General features: G+C 63.7%; 16 protein-coding genes and 1 pseudogene. 9 read left to right on the forward strand and 8 right to left on the reverse strand.

From position 1 onward, the window contains the following. Window positions 1-272: 272 nt before the first annotated feature. A complete protein-coding gene (locus tag AQ611_RS08870) occupies window positions 273-1,244 on the reverse strand; it encodes a glycoside hydrolase family protein (RefSeq protein WP_231935787.1) in 972 nt (323 codons plus the stop codon). A gap of 13 nt (window positions 1,245-1,257) precedes the next feature. Between AQ611_RS08870 and AQ611_RS26090 the strand changes: the two genes are divergently transcribed. Continuing rightward, window positions 1,258-1,620: a hypothetical protein gene (locus AQ611_RS26090; protein ID WP_180978174.1), complete on the forward strand. Its 363-nt coding sequence runs from the start codon at window positions 1,258-1,260 to the stop codon at window positions 1,618-1,620. A 3-nt stretch (window positions 1,621-1,623) separates the two neighbouring features. Here AQ611_RS26090 and galU read toward each other — a convergent pair whose 3' ends face one another. Then, window positions 1,624-2,556 (reverse strand): UTP--glucose-1-phosphate uridylyltransferase GalU, encoded by a 933-nt coding sequence (galU, locus tag AQ611_RS08875; protein WP_069234266.1) that lies wholly within the window; start codon window positions 2,554-2,556, stop codon window positions 1,624-1,626. A gap of 658 nt (window positions 2,557-3,214) precedes the next feature. Between galU and AQ611_RS08885 the strand changes: the two genes are divergently transcribed. Continuing rightward, the gene (locus tag AQ611_RS08885; RefSeq protein ID WP_069234268.1) at window positions 3,215-4,444 is read left to right on the forward strand and encodes a diaminopropionate ammonia-lyase; all 1,230 of its coding nucleotides are present in this window, start codon (window positions 3,215-3,217) and stop codon (window positions 4,442-4,444) included. Window positions 4,445-4,793: 349 nt separating this feature from the next. Here the strand turns inward: AQ611_RS08885 and AQ611_RS26095 are convergent, their stop codons facing one another. Both AQ611_RS26095 and AQ611_RS25480 read right to left on the reverse strand, forming a co-directional pair. Further along, window positions 4,794-5,063: a hypothetical protein gene (locus AQ611_RS26095; RefSeq protein WP_176704094.1), complete on the reverse strand. Its 270-nt coding sequence runs from the start codon at window positions 5,061-5,063 to the stop codon at window positions 4,794-4,796. A gap of 78 nt (window positions 5,064-5,141) precedes the next feature. Further along, window positions 5,142-5,405 carry a hypothetical protein gene (locus tag AQ611_RS25480; RefSeq protein ID WP_059518255.1) on the reverse strand — a complete coding sequence of 88 codons (264 nt, stop codon included), beginning with the start codon at window positions 5,403-5,405 and terminating at the stop codon, window positions 5,142-5,144. 545 nt (window positions 5,406-5,950) lie between these two features. Here AQ611_RS25480 and AQ611_RS08905 point away from each other — a divergent pair. Together AQ611_RS08905 and AQ611_RS24600 are read left to right on the forward strand one after the other, a co-directional pair. Then, the gene (locus AQ611_RS08905) at window positions 5,951-6,379 is read left to right on the forward strand and encodes a VOC family protein (protein WP_069235211.1); all 429 of its coding nucleotides are present in this window, start codon (window positions 5,951-5,953) and stop codon (window positions 6,377-6,379) included. Between the two features lie 496 nt (window positions 6,380-6,875). Beyond that, window positions 6,876-7,040, forward strand: a pseudogene (locus AQ611_RS24600) (IS3 family transposase); the annotation flags it as partial. Between the two features lie 394 nt (window positions 7,041-7,434). Here AQ611_RS24600 and AQ611_RS08910 read toward each other — a convergent pair. Then, on the reverse strand, window positions 7,435-7,899 hold the full coding sequence (locus AQ611_RS08910) for an Lrp/AsnC family transcriptional regulator (protein WP_069234270.1): 465 nt from the start codon (window positions 7,897-7,899) through the stop codon (window positions 7,435-7,437). Window positions 7,900-8,064: 165 nt separating this feature from the next. Here AQ611_RS08910 and AQ611_RS08915 point away from each other — a divergent pair, with 165 nt between their 5' ends. Beyond that, complete coding sequence (locus AQ611_RS08915) at window positions 8,065-8,691, forward strand: LysE family translocator (RefSeq protein WP_069234271.1); 627 nt, start codon at window positions 8,065-8,067, stop codon at window positions 8,689-8,691. Here AQ611_RS08915 and AQ611_RS24605 read toward each other — a convergent pair. Next, window positions 8,650-8,994: an Arm DNA-binding domain-containing protein gene (locus tag AQ611_RS24605; RefSeq protein WP_197517133.1), complete on the reverse strand. Its 345-nt coding sequence runs from the start codon at window positions 8,992-8,994 to the stop codon at window positions 8,650-8,652. The genes AQ611_RS08915 and AQ611_RS24605 overlap by 42 nt on opposite strands. Before the next feature lie 193 nt (window positions 8,995-9,187). Between AQ611_RS24605 and AQ611_RS08925 the strand changes: the two genes are divergently transcribed. The 4 genes from AQ611_RS08925 to AQ611_RS08940 all read left to right on the forward strand — a co-directional run bounded on the left by AQ611_RS08925 (window position 9,188) and on the right by AQ611_RS08940 (window position 12,004). Beyond that, window positions 9,188-9,502 carry a Dabb family protein gene (locus AQ611_RS08925; RefSeq protein ID WP_059518245.1) on the forward strand — a complete coding sequence of 105 codons (315 nt, stop codon included), beginning with the start codon at window positions 9,188-9,190 and terminating at the stop codon, window positions 9,500-9,502. Continuing rightward, a complete protein-coding gene (locus tag AQ611_RS08930; RefSeq protein ID WP_059518243.1) occupies window positions 9,499-9,984 on the forward strand; it encodes a PaaI family thioesterase in 486 nt (161 codons plus the stop codon). Before AQ611_RS08925 ends, AQ611_RS08930 begins: the two co-directional genes overlap by 4 nt. Before the next feature lie 297 nt (window positions 9,985-10,281). Next, window positions 10,282-11,241, forward strand: coding sequence for an alpha/beta hydrolase (locus tag AQ611_RS08935; RefSeq protein ID WP_069235212.1), 960 nt, complete (start codon window positions 10,282-10,284; stop codon window positions 11,239-11,241). 322 nt (window positions 11,242-11,563) lie between these two features. Then, window positions 11,564-12,004, forward strand: a complete 441-nt coding sequence (locus AQ611_RS08940; RefSeq protein ID WP_059518294.1) for a GNAT family N-acetyltransferase — start codon at window positions 11,564-11,566, stop codon at window positions 12,002-12,004. Between the two features lie 316 nt (window positions 12,005-12,320). Here AQ611_RS08940 and AQ611_RS08945 read toward each other — a convergent pair whose 3' ends face one another. Both AQ611_RS08945 and ygfZ read right to left on the reverse strand, forming a co-directional pair. Further along, window positions 12,321-13,202: an NRDE family protein gene (locus AQ611_RS08945; RefSeq protein ID WP_069234273.1), complete on the reverse strand. Its 882-nt coding sequence runs from the start codon at window positions 13,200-13,202 to the stop codon at window positions 12,321-12,323. Between the two features lie 97 nt (window positions 13,203-13,299). After that, entirely contained in the window at window positions 13,300-14,325 is a 1,026-nt protein-coding gene (gene ygfZ / locus AQ611_RS08950; protein ID WP_069234274.1) for a CAF17-like 4Fe-4S cluster assembly/insertion protein YgfZ, read from the reverse strand. Window positions 14,326-14,342: the final 17 nt, after the last annotated feature.

Raw genomic sequence — 14,342 nt, forward strand, 5'->3', positions numbered from 1 at the left:
TCGAGCTTGCGCCGCTCACGGGCATCGTCCATGCAGGACGGCGGTGAAGCCGATTTGCGCGCGCTCGGCGCGAGCCCGCTCAGCGATCGTTGGAGCGGTTTTCGGATCGATTGCCGGTTGGGCGTGCCGGCAGGGCCGGGCCGCTGGCGTGCCGGCGGTGCGATTGAGGCGGCTGTCGAGCCGCTATCGGCGCGGCACTGGCGCAAACGCGCGGGATGGCGCGCGCATGGCGCGCATCGCCCTCAGGCTGCGCATGCGCCTTTCGCCGCGGGTCAGCGGTTGCCGTTGCCGTTGGCGGCCGCAGCCGCGCCGGCATTGTGCAGCAGCATCCGTAATTCGCCGCGCGCGGCATTCAGCGCGGGCTTGTCCGTGCCGCTCGACGTTACCAATCCGAAGTTGCGTTCACGGCTGTTGCCGCCGTTGGCCGTGTTCTTCCATTCGTAGATCGACACGACGGGCGTGCCGACCGATGGAAGCTCGGCGAGAAACGCCTTGAGCCGATCGGCTTGCGCGTCGTCGCCGCCGTTGACGATCAGCGACGGCGTGCCCCATTCGGTGATCACGGCGGGCAGGCGATAGCGTGCATGGGCGTCTTTGCTGGTGGCGCGGATCGCTTGCTCGGTCATGCCGTAGGCGTGGTACGAGATCGCATCCAAGCAGTCGGGTGCGGCCGTGGCGAGTTGGCCGAGCAGCGCGTCGGCAAGTGAGCCTGGCGATGGTGCGTGCGCGAAACCGAAGCCGATGACGGGCGCGGGTCTTTGTCCGCGCGGGCCGAGTTGCTGGCACGCGGCGCGCATGTAAGGCACGAAGTTTTGTTCGACGTTGCCGGTCGGCCAGTACTTGCCGAGATCGGGCTCGTTCCATAGTTCGACGGCGAGCAACTGCGACGCGTAACTGCGCGCGAGCGCCGCCGCAGCGGCACCGAACTTCGCGCCCGCCTGCTCAAGCGCCGCCGGCGTGGGGGCGGCGGCCGGCGAGACGGAGTCCACCGCGCGCACCGTCATCAATACCGGCAGGCCGGCCGCGCGCGCGTTGGCGAATGCCGCTTTCACCCGGCTCTGGTACGCTACGTCGCTCAGCCGGTCGATCCAGATGCCCAGGCGGACGAAGTCGAAGCCGACCGCGCGAATTCGTGTCGCATCGGTTGGGCTGAATTCGCCGAGCTTGACCTGCACGCCGACTTGCAGCGGCTGGTTCGGCGCGAATGCAGGCGGCTGCGCGTGGGCCTGCGTCGCCGCGAACACGAGCGGCGCGGCGATGCAGGCGACGCGCGCCGCGAGCCTGCCGCACGCCGCGAACGAGCGCCTGCGCGGGCGGCATTGGCTTGCCGTGGCGCCGGCAGCGGGATCGGCCGTACCGGAGGCGGGAGGCAGCGCAGCGGCGAATTGTCGAGCCGGGGTCGCGATCGCTGCGCTTGACGTGAGACACCGGTCCATTATCGAAGCGGATGGAATCATCATGTTGGAAAAATTGACGCGATCGTTTCGATTTTTTGGCCGTCTTGCTGCGGGCGGCGCGATCGTCGGCGTGGCGATCGTCGCGGCCGGCCTCGCGGCGGGCGCGGATAAACTGCGCGGGGCCGCGACACGGCAGCCCCGCGCTCCGGCTGATGCCGATTAAACGTCAAACCGATTCGACGGGCAAGCGTTCCGGTGCGGCCGGCGCAACCAGCGCATTTCGTGGCGCGAGCGGTACGCGCTCGCGCAGATAAGCGGCGAACTCGTCCTTGACCTCGGGGTGTCGCAGGGCGAATTCGATGGTGGCCTTGAGATAGCCGATTTTGCTGCCGCAGTCGAAGCGGGTGCCGCGATACTTGTAGGCGAGGACCTGCTCGTCGTTGAGCAGTGCCTGGATGGCGTCGGTGAGCTGAAGCTCGCCGCCGGCGCCGGGTTTGAGGGCGCGCAGATGGTCGAAGATGCGCGGCTTGAGGATATAGCGGCCGACGACGCCGAGATTGGAGGGGGCGACTTCGGGGGCGGGCTTCTCGACGATGGCCGACATTTTGATGATGGAATCTTCCCATTCCTTGCCGTCGACGATGCCGTAGGACTTGGTGTCGGCTGGGGGGATTTCCTCGACGCCGATCACGGAGCTGTGATAGTGGTCGAAGACGTCGACCATCTGCTTCATGACGGGCGGGCGGCCGTCGAGCAGGTCGTCGGCGAGGATCACGGCGAAGGGGTTGTCGGCGACGAGTTTCTCGGCGCAGAGGACGGCGTGGCCGAGGCCGAGGGCTTCGGGCTGACGGACGTAGAAGCAGTCGACGTGGCTGGGCTTGATGCTGCGCACGAGTTCGAGGAGTTTTTCCTTGCCGCGGGCCTCGAGTTCGGCCTCGATCTCGTAGGATTTGTCGAAATGGTCTTCGATGGCGCGCTTGCTGCGGCCGGTGACGAAGATCATCTCGGTGATGCCGGCGGCGATGGCTTCCTCGACAGCGTACTGGATCAGCGGCTTGTCGACGACGGGCAGCATTTCCTTCGGGCTCGCCTTGGTGGCGGGCAGGAATCGCGTGCCCAGACCCGCGACCGGGAATACCGCCTTAGTGATTTTGAGCATGATGAACGAAGCGTTAGTGCGATTGGATGGGAGGATGCAAGTTCGCTGCGTCGTCAATCTTACGTGGGTTGGCGGCGGTTTTTCCGAAGAAATCTTGTCCTAATCGGACAGATACGTGCTGGCCGGGCAGCGATTTGACCGATATCAATTCGCCGGTGCGCGCCGGACGGGGCGGCCGCTTGGTTCGGATAACAGAATATCGGGCGCGCCGCGCACGCAGCGCGGTGTCAATGGCCGAGAGCGTCCGGCGCGTCCGGCTCAATCCCGGCGCGGATCATGGCGATCGGCGTCTTGAAGCGGTTGACGTTGCGGTTCGAAAAAGCAGTCGAAGCGTGAGTTCGTTGTACTGATCCAAATCCTTCACTGTCCGAATCAGTCAGAAGTCCCCGCCAGTTTTACGCGCCGTCGACGCGGCGGCACGCACGAATCGTCGGGCATCGCACGGCAGCACGGTTTCATCGCATCGAGCCAATCGATCTGCCTGCGCGCGATTTTCGCGCGGCGTGAGGATCGCCAGGCTGCCGCCGCCCCGCGCCCGAGCGATGACCGCGCCGCAATGTTATCTTGGGCGACGGGAGCCGCACGCAAGCGATCCATACCAACACATTCGATTCGCGGCCCAATGCCAGGCCGCGCAACAGCAAGGAGCCGTTTCGACATGTTGTTTGCCAACCCTCAGTCTTCCCGTATCGCGTACCCGGAGGAGTTGCGGCGCCTCCTCAATATCGAGTCGGCGCACGAATGCGGCGCGTGGCTGTCGCACTGGGATCAGATCAGCCGCGGCGCCACGCCGTTGCGGGATTTGCCGGACGCCGCGGCGAGGCTGGGCATCGCGCGGCTAAGCGTCAAGGACGAATCGCAGCGTTCGCCGCTCGCGAGCTTCAAGGCGCTGGGCGCACCGATCGCATTGATGCGCGCCATCATGCGTGAGCCGCAAGCGCGTGACATCGAGCCGCGCGCGCTGATCATGGGGCGGTATGCGCCAAGGCTCGCGAATCTGACCGTTATCTGCGCGACCGACGGAAATCATGGGCGATCGTTGGCCGCGGCGGCGCAAGCAATCGGTTGCCAATGCGTGATCGTGCTTCATGCAAATGTCGATATCGAGCGCGAACGGGCCATTGCGGGCTACGGCGCGAGGATCGTCCGGATCGACGGCAATTACGACGAATCCGTCGAGCATGCCGCACGGCTTGCCGCGATGAACGGCTGGCAAGTCATCTCGGATACTTCGTATGAAGGCTACGAGATCATTGCGCGAGACGTGATGCAAGGCTATGGCGTGATTGCGGCCGAAATTGTCGCGCAACTGCGCGGCGAGCCGGGCCGGCCGGCTTTTACGCATGTGTTTTTGCAGGGCGGGGTGGGCGGTCTGGCGGCCGGCGTCGCGAGCTATCTGTGGGAGCGCTATGGCGCCGCGCGGCCGAATTGCGTCGTGGTCGAGCCGCGGCAGGCCGATTGCCTTTATCAGAGCGCGATCGCCGGGCATGCCGCAAAGGCGTCCGGCTCGATCGATTCGATCATGGCCGGCCTCGCGTGCGGCGCGGCATCGCCGCTGGCGTGGCGGGTTCTCGCGCGATGCATCGACCATTTCATGACGATCGACGATGACGACGCGATCGCGGCAATGCGCTCGCTGGCAGCGGGTTCGGCGCGCGATGTGCCGCTCGTTGCGGGCGAATCGGGCGCGGCGGGATACGCGGGCGTCGCGACGCTGATGCGGGACAGCGAACTGGCGCGTGCAGCCGGGTTGGGCGTGCATTCGCACGTGCTGGTCATCAACACGGAAGGGGCGAGCGCGCCCGGCGTATACCGGCAGCTCGTCGGTGAATCCGCCGAGGCGGTTGCCGCGCGTCAGCGCGCATGGGTGCGGCGTACCCCCTGCTGACCTGCGCGCGGTGGAACGCTTGCGGCAAGGCCGGTGCAAACGTCGGCGGGGCCCGTTTCACCGGCATTTCGAAGCCGACATCGAAGCAGTCAGGATCTCGAACTATGCCACGACGATTTCGAAGACCATTGCTGAGGGCCTTCGGCGTCGGTTGTCAGATAGCATTCCAGTTGGTCCTTAGCGTATGAGACGCAGGCGTTACGGCATCATTGGAGTGACGGGCGCAGGCAGATTGGGAGCGTATGTAACCGGACAAGCTGCGTTGTTTTTCACCGCTTACCAGTGGAGCAGCGCCTGTCTGCCGATGCGAAACATGAAAAGAGGCCCGCTGTACGCGGGCCTCGTGCAATCAGCAATTGCCTTTCTTTGCCTGTCCGGGCGGGCAGAACCCGTTCCCCGGGCCTCCCTGTGGTGCGACGACGACCGGCGCACCCGGACCGTAAGCGACGCACCCGCTGAGCGCGCCGACCACGCTCGCCGCGGCGAGCAACGCGATAATCCCTTTCTTCACTTCATGCTCCCGTTTTCCGTTATTGAGGAGGAGGCCGTTCGGCCCGTTCGATGAGGCTGCCGACACGTCAGAAACTGAAATGGACGTCCGACTGATGGGTCGTTGCATTGACGCTCGTCGATTGCGTTGCTTCCGACGCTGCGGCTGCCTCGACTGCATATTGTGCCGCTGCGGCGGGCGAAGCAGTCAAGCGCGACAGGCAGAAAGCGCCAAGTAAGCGCCGACGATCGGTGCGACCGTGGGCACGTGGAGCGCATAGACGAATGCATTGGCGCGTGTAGTCATCATGCCGCTGACCGTGCTGTGCTCATCGCCGATGCCGGCAGCGTGTTCGGCGCGGTCGATGCCGGAACTGCCGAGGGCGTGTTCACGACGGCCGGAGCCGAGCACAGCCGGCGAGAACGAGCGGCACGCATGCGGCGCAAGGGCGCGCTTGGTAATGTGATTCATATGTCGCTCCAACGAGGGGTTTTTGCGGATGACGGAAGAATAGCGGTACTTCGGACTACTATTTCGGCATCCTTGAAACAGACGGTAACATTTCGTTCTGGGGGTAATCCTTACCGAGATTGATGCCGATTAGGCGCGAATCGCGCGCGTCGCGCAGCATGGACAGACCAAGAGGGAAGCAGTGCGCCGTGTCAGATTTGGTACGCTCGTTGTTTGCCTCGCATCTATAGCCCATTGTAGCTATGAATAAGATAACCCCGATCACACTCGTACTTGGTTCGACCGGCAAGACGTCTCCCGCGTCGCAACCAGGCTCGGCCAGACGATCGAACACGTCGATCTCGATCGCGAAGACTGGATCGCGGGCGCGATTGCAAACGGAATTCCTTCCGAATATGAGCCGATGCTTCGCCAACTGCCCGAAACCATTGCTAGAGCGGTAACGGCTCGCGCCCTAACGGCGTCGTCGAGACGATGACCGGCAAACCATCCCGCACGTTCCGCAATTTCGCCCATAGCAATGCCAACGCATGGAAGGCCGCCAAATGATCGACCACGTCTACATCTCCGTCACCAACATCGATAAGTCTCTCGCTTTCTACACCGAGGCTCTGAAGCCGCTCGGCTGGAGAATATTCGGCAACTACGACTCTGCTTCAGGGCCCGAGCATATTCCTAGTCTTTTCGGCATCGGCGACGAGGTGTACGGCACCGGAAAGGGTGTTGGATCGAGCATCTGGCTACGTCAACGCAAGCACGGCGAGACTGGGCTTTACATCGGGATCGTCTGCGATACGAACGAACAGGTCGACGCTGCCTATGCAGCTGCAATCGAAGCCGGGGGGGCCGACGAAGGGAAGCCGGCGGATCGCACCTACTTTGCTCCCGACTACTACGCTGCCAATGTTGCCGATTTCGATGGTAACCATATTGAATTCGTGCACAAGGCATGGAACTCTAAGCGGCACTCATAGCAATCGCAACTATCGTGACTGTGAGAGATCGCTTTCCGATTCGAGATTGCGGGTTCGCAGCAGCAGGCCGCCGCCCGCGAACGGAAAGCGGCTCTTGCCCGAGGATTCGGCATCAGTCGTGAACGCTTTATTCCGAGCAGGAATCCTTGCGCTGGCAGATAGGCTCGATGGGGTATTCAGTTCACTGTATCGTGTTCGAGCCAATGCGTATACGCTGTTCGCGCGCCGCTCGTTTTTTATGCTGCTTGGAATGACCGTTCTCGGGAATAGCGGATGTCCGTAGAGGGTCGGTCATGATCCTTGATGAGGTCACGTCCAAGTAATTTCAGACCTGATCAGGTGCGGGCTGAGGGAGCAGGCCTGGAATTAGACTATTGATGTTCACCCGAAACCGACCCAAGGGGGAAGTGTCCAAAATCTTGGACTACTTTGGAGGTCGTCCAGGTATTTATACCAAGAACGCGTTCGGGCGGTCGAGCTGTACCCGAAACTCGGGATGCGCAGCAAAGCGACCATTCGCCGGTTGGGTTATCCGACGAAGAATTCTCTCAAGGCGTGGTGTAACGAATTCGAGAAGAGCGGCGATCTACAGAGGCGGTGTGTTCGCGTAAAGCCAAAGTACTTAGAAGAGCGGAAGAACGTAGCATTCGAGACATACGTAAAATCCGATACCCAAAGCTGATTCTGTCGGTCAGCCTTGAAAGAGTTGGAGCCTCCACAAAACTCGGGGCGGTTCAAAGCTCTTGCCGGCCAAAGCACGCGCGTTCGTAGACTTCATCACCGAGTCATTTCGGGCACAGAAGTTACCCAAGATTGAGCACAATCAGAGATAGCGCTGAAGATCGCAGAGCCGACATGCAGATACTCGCATTCAGGAAGCGGCTCCCCTGATTGGTTAATCGGCATAGGTAATTGAAGTAAAGAAACTTATGGCGACCTGCAAAGCTATTTGTCAAGTTCGGATCCGGCGACGCATTCAAGAGCTCGCATGACATCCTGCGAAAGGTCATTCGTGCCAATGTCCGATTAAGTGCCAAACAGAACGAAACACTACCCTAGATTGGGAGTTGGGTTGTTTGCTTGATTCGTTTGAGCGGGATTTCGGTTTCGACGTTGCGTATCCCGTCAATCTTCGTGAGCGTTTCCATCTGGAAGCGCTGATAGTCGTCGAGATCCTTGGCGGTGATGCGTAGGAGATAGTCGTAGCTGCCTGCCATCAAATGGCACTCAAGCACTTCCGGAGCTTTCTCCATTTCTTTTGCAAAGCGCTCGACCGTCGCTTTATCCTGGCGCTCCAGCGTGATTCTCACGAAGGCGGTAAACCGCAGGTCGACTGCAATGGGATTGAGCAGCGCGACGTAGCCGTCGATGACGCCTTGCTCCTCAAGAAGGTGCACGCGGCGTAGGCATGGCGTCGGGGAGAGTCCGACGTGTTGCGCAAGTTCGGCATTGGTCCGGTTCGAATCACTTTGGAGCGCACGTAAGATGCGCTTGTCTATTGCATCGAGCTTGGTTGACATCTTTCGCTACATATTTGGCTAAAAATAGATAGTAACTTCAAATATTGAAGGGTGGATGGCTCAATACGCATCCATTCGCTACCGGGAAATCGCCATAATCCGACGACTGGCCCGCGCGCGTCACTCGGCGCGGTTTCCTCGGGCCGGCCCTTCTGGAGGTATCCCATGCTTCAACTCTCGTGGCTATCGTTCATCGCCACCTCACTTCTGATCATTCTTACCCCCGGGCAGGACATGGTCCTCGTGATGTCGCGCACGCTGTCCGGGGGAACCCGTTCCGGCATCGTTACTGCGGCTGGCGTCAGTACTGGCCTGCTCGTGCACACTACACTCGCAACGCTAGGTGTGGGTGCGCTTCTTCAAGCGTCGGAATGGCTCTTCACAGTGCTGAAACTCGCCGGCGCCCTTTATCTGCTGTATCTCGGTATCACGCTATTGCGTTCGTCGGGCGAGCTGTCTCCGGCGAGCAGTCGGGAGGCTCCGGCATCGACGCTGCGAATCTTCGTGCAAGGAGCGCTGTCCAATGTCTCGAATCCGAAGATCGTGCTCTTTTACCTTGCTTTCCTACCGCAATTTGTCCCTGCGGATGCGGTGCATCCGATGCTTTCCCTGTTTATTCTGGGCGCAACGTTTGCCGGGTTAACGTTTCTCGTTAAAGGGCCGGTCGCACTATTCGCCGGCTTGCTGTCGGCATCGATCCGCCGCAATCCGCGCATCCTGACCCGTATGCACCGGACCAGCGGGATTGTCCTACTCGCGCTTGGCGTCAAGCTGGCGTTGGAGCGAAGATAACACTCGACAAGCTTGCAGTATTGAATGGCCGCAATCTTGATGCGTGCCGATAGGATCTCCTGTCGCGCAGGGGACGGGTGCAGTCTTTTTCTTAACGAGTTCGCGGGCATCGTCGCGCGCCGCGCAGGCTTCTTGGAGGCTGACAGCCGGATATTCCCCGATCGCGAAGAGATTCTCCTTCCCTCCAATTCGGTACTTATACCGCCAAAGCTTGGAGCCGGCCGGCTTCACCAACAGATACAGTCCATTGCCATCGGTAAGTTTGGTAGGCTTGTTGCCTGCCTTTTCTTGTCGGATCTTGATGTCGGTAAGTGGCGTGGTGAAAAAGGGGGTATCGTCTCTGGATGGTCGGAATGATTCCCTCTTTTATCCCCCCTTTTTCCTCGGCTGGACACGATTTCCGGTGAACGCCAACGAACGGCGGAAGGGCACGAAATGCCCAACTGGCAAGGGGTTCCGGCAGATCGCCGAACCAACACGAACTGGAGCGAACGAAGTGATCAGACATATCGTCATGTGGAAGTTGAAGGAAACGGCCGAAGGCGCGACACGTGCGCAAAACGCGCTGAAGCTCAAGGACAAGCTCGAAGCCTGCCGAGGCATCGTGCCCGGCTTGCTGCATCTCGAGGTCGGCTTGGCGACGCCGGGCCTCGAGGCGACCTACGACGTCGTGCTCGTGTCCGATTTCGCCGACAAGGCGGCGCTCGACGCATACCAGGTGCATCCGGTGCACGAGGACGTGAAGAAGTTCGTCAGCGCGGTAAGGCAGAGCCGCGAATGCATCGATTATCTCGTTGACGACGCACGATGAGCACCGCTCTTTCGTCCGCGTCCGGCCGCGAGCCGGCAATCGAGAGTCCGTTCGTCGATTCGCTCGGCGTGCAGCTCGTCTTCGCAAAAGATGGCGCGAGCGAAATCGCGCTGCCGCTTGCCGACCAGCATATGAACACCTGGAGCATCGCGCACGGTGGCGTGACGATGACGCTTGCCGACGTCGCGCTTGCGATGGCCGCACGCAGCCTGACGGACGATGGCGTCGGCGTCGTCACGGTGGAGATGAAGGTGAACTTCATGCAGCCGGGGCGCGGCGAATTGCGCGCGTATGGCCGCGTGCTGCATCGTTCGACGACGATGGCGTATTGCGAAGGCGAGGTGCGCGACAGCACGGGCAACTTCGTTGCGAAAGCGCTCGGCACGTTCAAGTATATGAGGCGGCTCGCGGTCGGCCGCGACATCGCGCGGATGCGCACGCGCACCGATCCGGGGGCGCAGCCCGGTCCGAGCGATGCGTGACGGGCCGGGGACGGCGAAAGCGTGGGAGCTTGTGCGGCGTGATTAGGTGTTAGCCGCTCCTCAGGCACTGCTCGCGCGCCGCGTGACAGGCGCTGTCGAGCTTAATGCGCGCCGGGCTGCCCAGTCGTCGTATTCGCGCGACGACGCGCACCGGCCGCGGTGCTTGCCCCGTTGCAACTAGGCGATACCGGATAGCGCGACGCGGGCGGCAAACCGCCGAGCGCATGCCATGTCATGGCATCATTCGCTGCTTGTCCCTCGCTACACGGCGGCGTGCTTGCGCCGTCCGTTTTCAAGATGCCGTTGAATCCGAAGATCGCGCAGGTGCTCGAGATGATCGAGCGCGCGAAACGTCCCGAGTACCATCAACAGACGCCGGCGCAAGCGCGCATCGCGTATGAAAAAAGCGCGCCGATCCTCGATATCGCTCCCGCGCCGATGTTTTCGGTCGAGGATTTGCGCGTGCCGTCCCGCGATGGCGCGTCGTTCGGCGCGCGGCTCTATCTGCCCGTCGAGCCGAGCCTTGCCGAGCCGTTGCCGGCGCTGATTTACTATCACGGCGGCGGCTTCACCGTCGGCAGCGTGAACACGCACGATTCGCTCGCCCGGATGTTCGCACGCGACGCACAGTGCGCGGTGTTGTCGGTCGACTACCGGCTCGCGCCCGAACACAAGTTTCCGACCGCGGTTCACGACGCGCAAGACGCGCTCGCATGGCTCCATGCGCGCGCGGCGAGTTTCGCGATCGATCCGGCGCGGCTCGCCGTCGGCGGCGACAGCGCGGGCGGCACGCTCGCGACGGTATGCGCGGTGCATGCGCGCGACGTCGGCATCGCGCTGGCGCTGCAACTGCTGATCTATCCTGGCGTGACCGCGCATCAGCAGAGCGCGTCGCACGCGCGGCTTGCGAACGGTTACCTGCTGTCCGCGGACACGATACAGTGGTTTTTCTCGAATTACGTGCGCGACGCGTCCGATCGCGACGATTGGCGCTTCGCGCCGCTCGACGGCAGGCGCGGCGAGCCGTCGTTCGAGCGTGTCGCGCCTGCCTGGATCGCGACTGCGGAGTATGATCCGTTGTCCGACGAAGGCTATGCTTATGCGGACAAGCTGCGCGCGGCAGGCAACGACGTCACGCTGGTCGTGTATAAGGGCATGATCCACGAATTTTTCAAGATGGGCGGTTTCGTGCCGGAGGTGCGCGGCGCGCATGCGGATGCCGTCGCGGCGCTGCGCACAGCCTTCGAGCGCGGCTGATGCGAGCGCGGGCCGACCGGGCGTGCCGCATCCGCACGGGCGGGCGGCGGCTTGCTCGGTTGCTCGGAAACGATTGCTGAGCGGGGCGTAATCGCGGCGCGCCATTCGATCGACGGATGCATCGCGATTCGGCGATTCGGCGCGCTGGCGATTCGACGTCCGCCGTCTTCACCTGATGTTTTCATATTTCGGACGCGTGAGCGCCATCGCGCACCGGGCCAACTGCGTGCAGTGCTTGCCGTCGCGTGCATTTATCCGGCCAGGACGCAAGCGCGCGTCGTTTGCGCGGGGCGCAACATCGGCAATCGACGAGGGGCGCAGGATGGACAACATCGAAGTCGAAATTGGCGACTGGGCGCGTCTGGGCAGCGATGCGGCGCGAATTCGCGATACGGTGTTCGTGCGCGAGCAGCGGATTCCCGCCGAGCTTAATCTCGACGACGACGATCCGCTCGCGCGCCATGCGATCGCCTATCTCGTTCAGCGCCGCGGCGGCGCGCGGCGTGCGGTCGCGACCGGCCGGCTGCTGTCGACGGGGGCGATCGGCCGGGTGTCGGTGCTGGCCGACGCACGCCGGCGTGGCGTCGGCACCCGCGTTCTCGACGCACTGCTCGCCGAAGCGCGCTCGGGCGGCATGGCGCTCGTTTGGCTGTATGCGCAGCAACGCGTGGCCGCGTTTTATTTGCGGCTTGGCTTCAGGGTGGTCGGTGAGCCGTTCGTCGAGGCCGGCGTTGCGCATATCGAAATGGCGCGCGAACTCTGAGCAGCCGCTGTCGATTGTGCTGCCGCCCGGCGGCGCAGGCCGAGGCGGGAAATGACGGAAATAATGCAGCGAAAATGGTTGCGAGGGTTGTCAGTGGATTGGACGAATCGGCGGTGACATGCCGTGCCGGATCGGCGTGGAGTCGGGCCGCTACGGCGCCCGCTCGTCAGCATCGTCCTTTACATGCTCGAGCGTCTGGGCGTGCCGTATCCGATTTCGACGATTCAATGGACCGGGCGCACGCATTGCGGCCGTCGGCCGTCGTTTTCGCGCCGGGGCGCCGGCACGCCGCGCTCGCGGCAAACGCACGCCGCGCCTAGCGTCGAGCCGCGCCTAGCGCCGCGCCGCCGCTTGCGTCGACATCGAACGCGAAGGTCCGTTCGAATGCGCCCGGTCGCACGATTCGGTGCGAGCCGTCGTCGTCGTTACGTTCCTTGACATCGACTTTCAGCCTTCCTTCGATGTCGCGCACTACGCGCAGGGCCGTCGTGCCGCGCGTGCCGTATTCGGGCGTCTCGATAAACGCGGCGGACAGCGCGCGCTCGCGCTCGAACGGAATGCCGGTGCGCGGCAACGCATCGTCGGCGGCCTGGCGCGGGTCGCGCATCATCTCGATCAGCGCGTCGAGGGGCGTCGCCGCATCGCGAGTGAGCAGGGCGCCGAGTTCGCTGCGCTTCGTGACGAGCTTCGGCCACGGCGTGTCGAGCCGCGCGTTCGACAGCCCGTGCATGCCCGGCTCGATGAGCGCGGGCGCGTCGAGCGCGGCCGGCGCGCTCGCGGACTGGGGGTCCGCCGACCGGTTGCAGAACCACGCGAGCTGGCCGCGCGCGCAATCGCCGACGAGCAGCGTGAAGCCGTTGTAGAACATCGCCCGTTCGGCGACGTGCGCGAGATAGTCGAGCGGCGCGATGTTCGGGCCGCCGAGAAATTCCGATACCAGCTTGCCGCGCGTGGGCGCGCCGGCGCGGATGTCGAACGGCGCACGGTAATTGGTGATGGCGGCGAAGCGGCCGTCGCGCGCGATCCCGAGCCAGGTGCCGCCGCCTTCGAGATCGCGGCCCGCGAGCACGCCGGGCGCGTCGCTCCACCAGGACAGCGGCGCGCTCGTGCGGCGGTAGAATTCGTCGCGGTTCGCGGCGAGCGTCAGCACCGGGCCTTGGGTGGCCTCAGGCTGCCAATCGAATACGATCAGGCACATCGGGCGATATCCTCGCTGAGTGAGCGTCCTCGGTGAGCGTCGTTGCGCGCCGGGGCGGCGCGTTTCGTCTCGTTATTCCGTTTGACCGCGCGGGCCGTCAAACCTCCGCCGGCAGCGCGTAGGGCAGGGGCCGGAACGCGAGCGCCGGGCCATCCGCCGACGCCAGATGGACCGATCCGCTGTCGAGCGCGGCGAGCTTGATCTCGACGAGCGCGTCGACGCCGCCTTCGGGCGCCGCCGCCGCGTTGACGATCATCCCGCACGGCTGCCCAGGGTCGTCCGAATGATAAAGCTCGACGCCCGCGCGCACCGCATCGGGCTCGCCCGCGACGTGCGCGAGCGCGGCGCGGCGCTTGATCGTGCCGCGATACTGGCTGCGCGCGACGATTTCCTGGCCCGGATAGCAACCTTTGCGGAAATTGACGCCGCCGATCACGTCGAAATTGACCATCTGGGGCACGAACTGCTCGACGACGGGCTGCGTGATGCGCGCTTCGCCCGCGCGCACGTCGAGCCAGTCCCACACGGCGGGCGGCACGCGGCGCAGGCTGCCGGCGAGCGCGGCCACGCGCGCGTCGACGTCCGCGCGCGCGCCGATCCACAGGTAGCGCGCGCGGCCGGCGGCGTCGGGCAGCCGGATCAGCGCGCCGGCCGGCGCGTCGACTTTTGTATGGACGCCGTCGGGCAGCGCGTCGAACACGCTCGACAGCGCGGCGCGCACGTCGCCGGCGAAGCCGACCGCGACGAGCGTGCCGCCGACGTCGGCGAGCTTCGCCTTCGCGCGCAGCACGAACATCGACAGGCGTTTTTGCACGGCGGGCTGCACGTCCTTCGACACCAGCAGGCGCACGTCGTGGCCCGCACGCCATGCGAGAAACGACGCGAGCAGGCGCCCCTTCGGCGAGCAGTAACCGGCGAGCCGCGCGGTGCTGGCGTCGAGGTGCTCGATGTCGTTCGTCAACTGGCCGTGCAGGAATGTCGCCGCGTCGGCGCCCGACACGTCGACGATGCCGAATTGTTCGAGCACCGAAAACGCGCCGTGCTCGAGCACGGCGGCGAAATCGTCGGCAGACGGGCGCAGCGGCAGCGGCGCGTCGGCCGTAGAGGCGATCGGTGTGGTCATTGGAATGGGAAAACAGT

Origin of the sequence: Burkholderia singularis, assembly GCF_001718875.1 — a bacterium.
Taxonomy (GTDB): domain Bacteria; phylum Pseudomonadota; class Gammaproteobacteria; order Burkholderiales; family Burkholderiaceae; genus Burkholderia; species Burkholderia singularis.

Excerpts from the sequence above, each read along its gene's own strand:
- AQ611_RS26090 (WP_180978174.1), top strand. The coding sequence starts at position 1,258 with ATGCAGGCGACGCGCGCCGCGAGCCTGCCGCACGCCGCGAACGAGCGC.
- galU (WP_069234266.1), bottom strand. The coding sequence starts at position 2,556 with ATGCTCAAAATCACTAAGGCGGTATTCCCGGTCGCGGGTCTGGGCACG.
- AQ611_RS08885 (WP_069234268.1), top strand. The coding sequence starts at position 3,215 with ATGTTGTTTGCCAACCCTCAGTCTTCCCGTATCGCGTACCCGGAGGAG.
- AQ611_RS26095 (WP_176704094.1), bottom strand. The coding sequence starts at position 5,063 with ATGCAACGACCCATCAGTCGGACGTCCATTTCAGTTTCTGACGTGTCG.
- AQ611_RS25480 (WP_059518255.1), bottom strand. The coding sequence starts at position 5,405 with ATGAATCACATTACCAAGCGCGCCCTTGCGCCGCATGCGTGCCGCTCG.
- AQ611_RS08905 (WP_069235211.1), top strand. The coding sequence starts at position 5,951 with ATGATCGACCACGTCTACATCTCCGTCACCAACATCGATAAGTCTCTC.
- AQ611_RS08910 (WP_069234270.1), bottom strand. The coding sequence starts at position 7,899 with ATGTCAACCAAGCTCGATGCAATAGACAAGCGCATCTTACGTGCGCTC.
- AQ611_RS08915 (WP_069234271.1), top strand. The coding sequence starts at position 8,065 with ATGCTTCAACTCTCGTGGCTATCGTTCATCGCCACCTCACTTCTGATC.
- AQ611_RS08930 (WP_059518243.1), top strand. The coding sequence starts at position 9,499 with ATGAGCACCGCTCTTTCGTCCGCGTCCGGCCGCGAGCCGGCAATCGAG.
- AQ611_RS08935 (WP_069235212.1), top strand. The coding sequence starts at position 10,282 with ATGCCGTTGAATCCGAAGATCGCGCAGGTGCTCGAGATGATCGAGCGC.
- AQ611_RS08940 (WP_059518294.1), top strand. The coding sequence starts at position 11,564 with ATGGACAACATCGAAGTCGAAATTGGCGACTGGGCGCGTCTGGGCAGC.
- AQ611_RS08945 (WP_069234273.1), bottom strand. The coding sequence starts at position 13,202 with ATGTGCCTGATCGTATTCGATTGGCAGCCTGAGGCCACCCAAGGCCCG.
- ygfZ (WP_069234274.1), bottom strand. The coding sequence starts at position 14,325 with ATGACCACACCGATCGCCTCTACGGCCGACGCGCCGCTGCCGCTGCGC.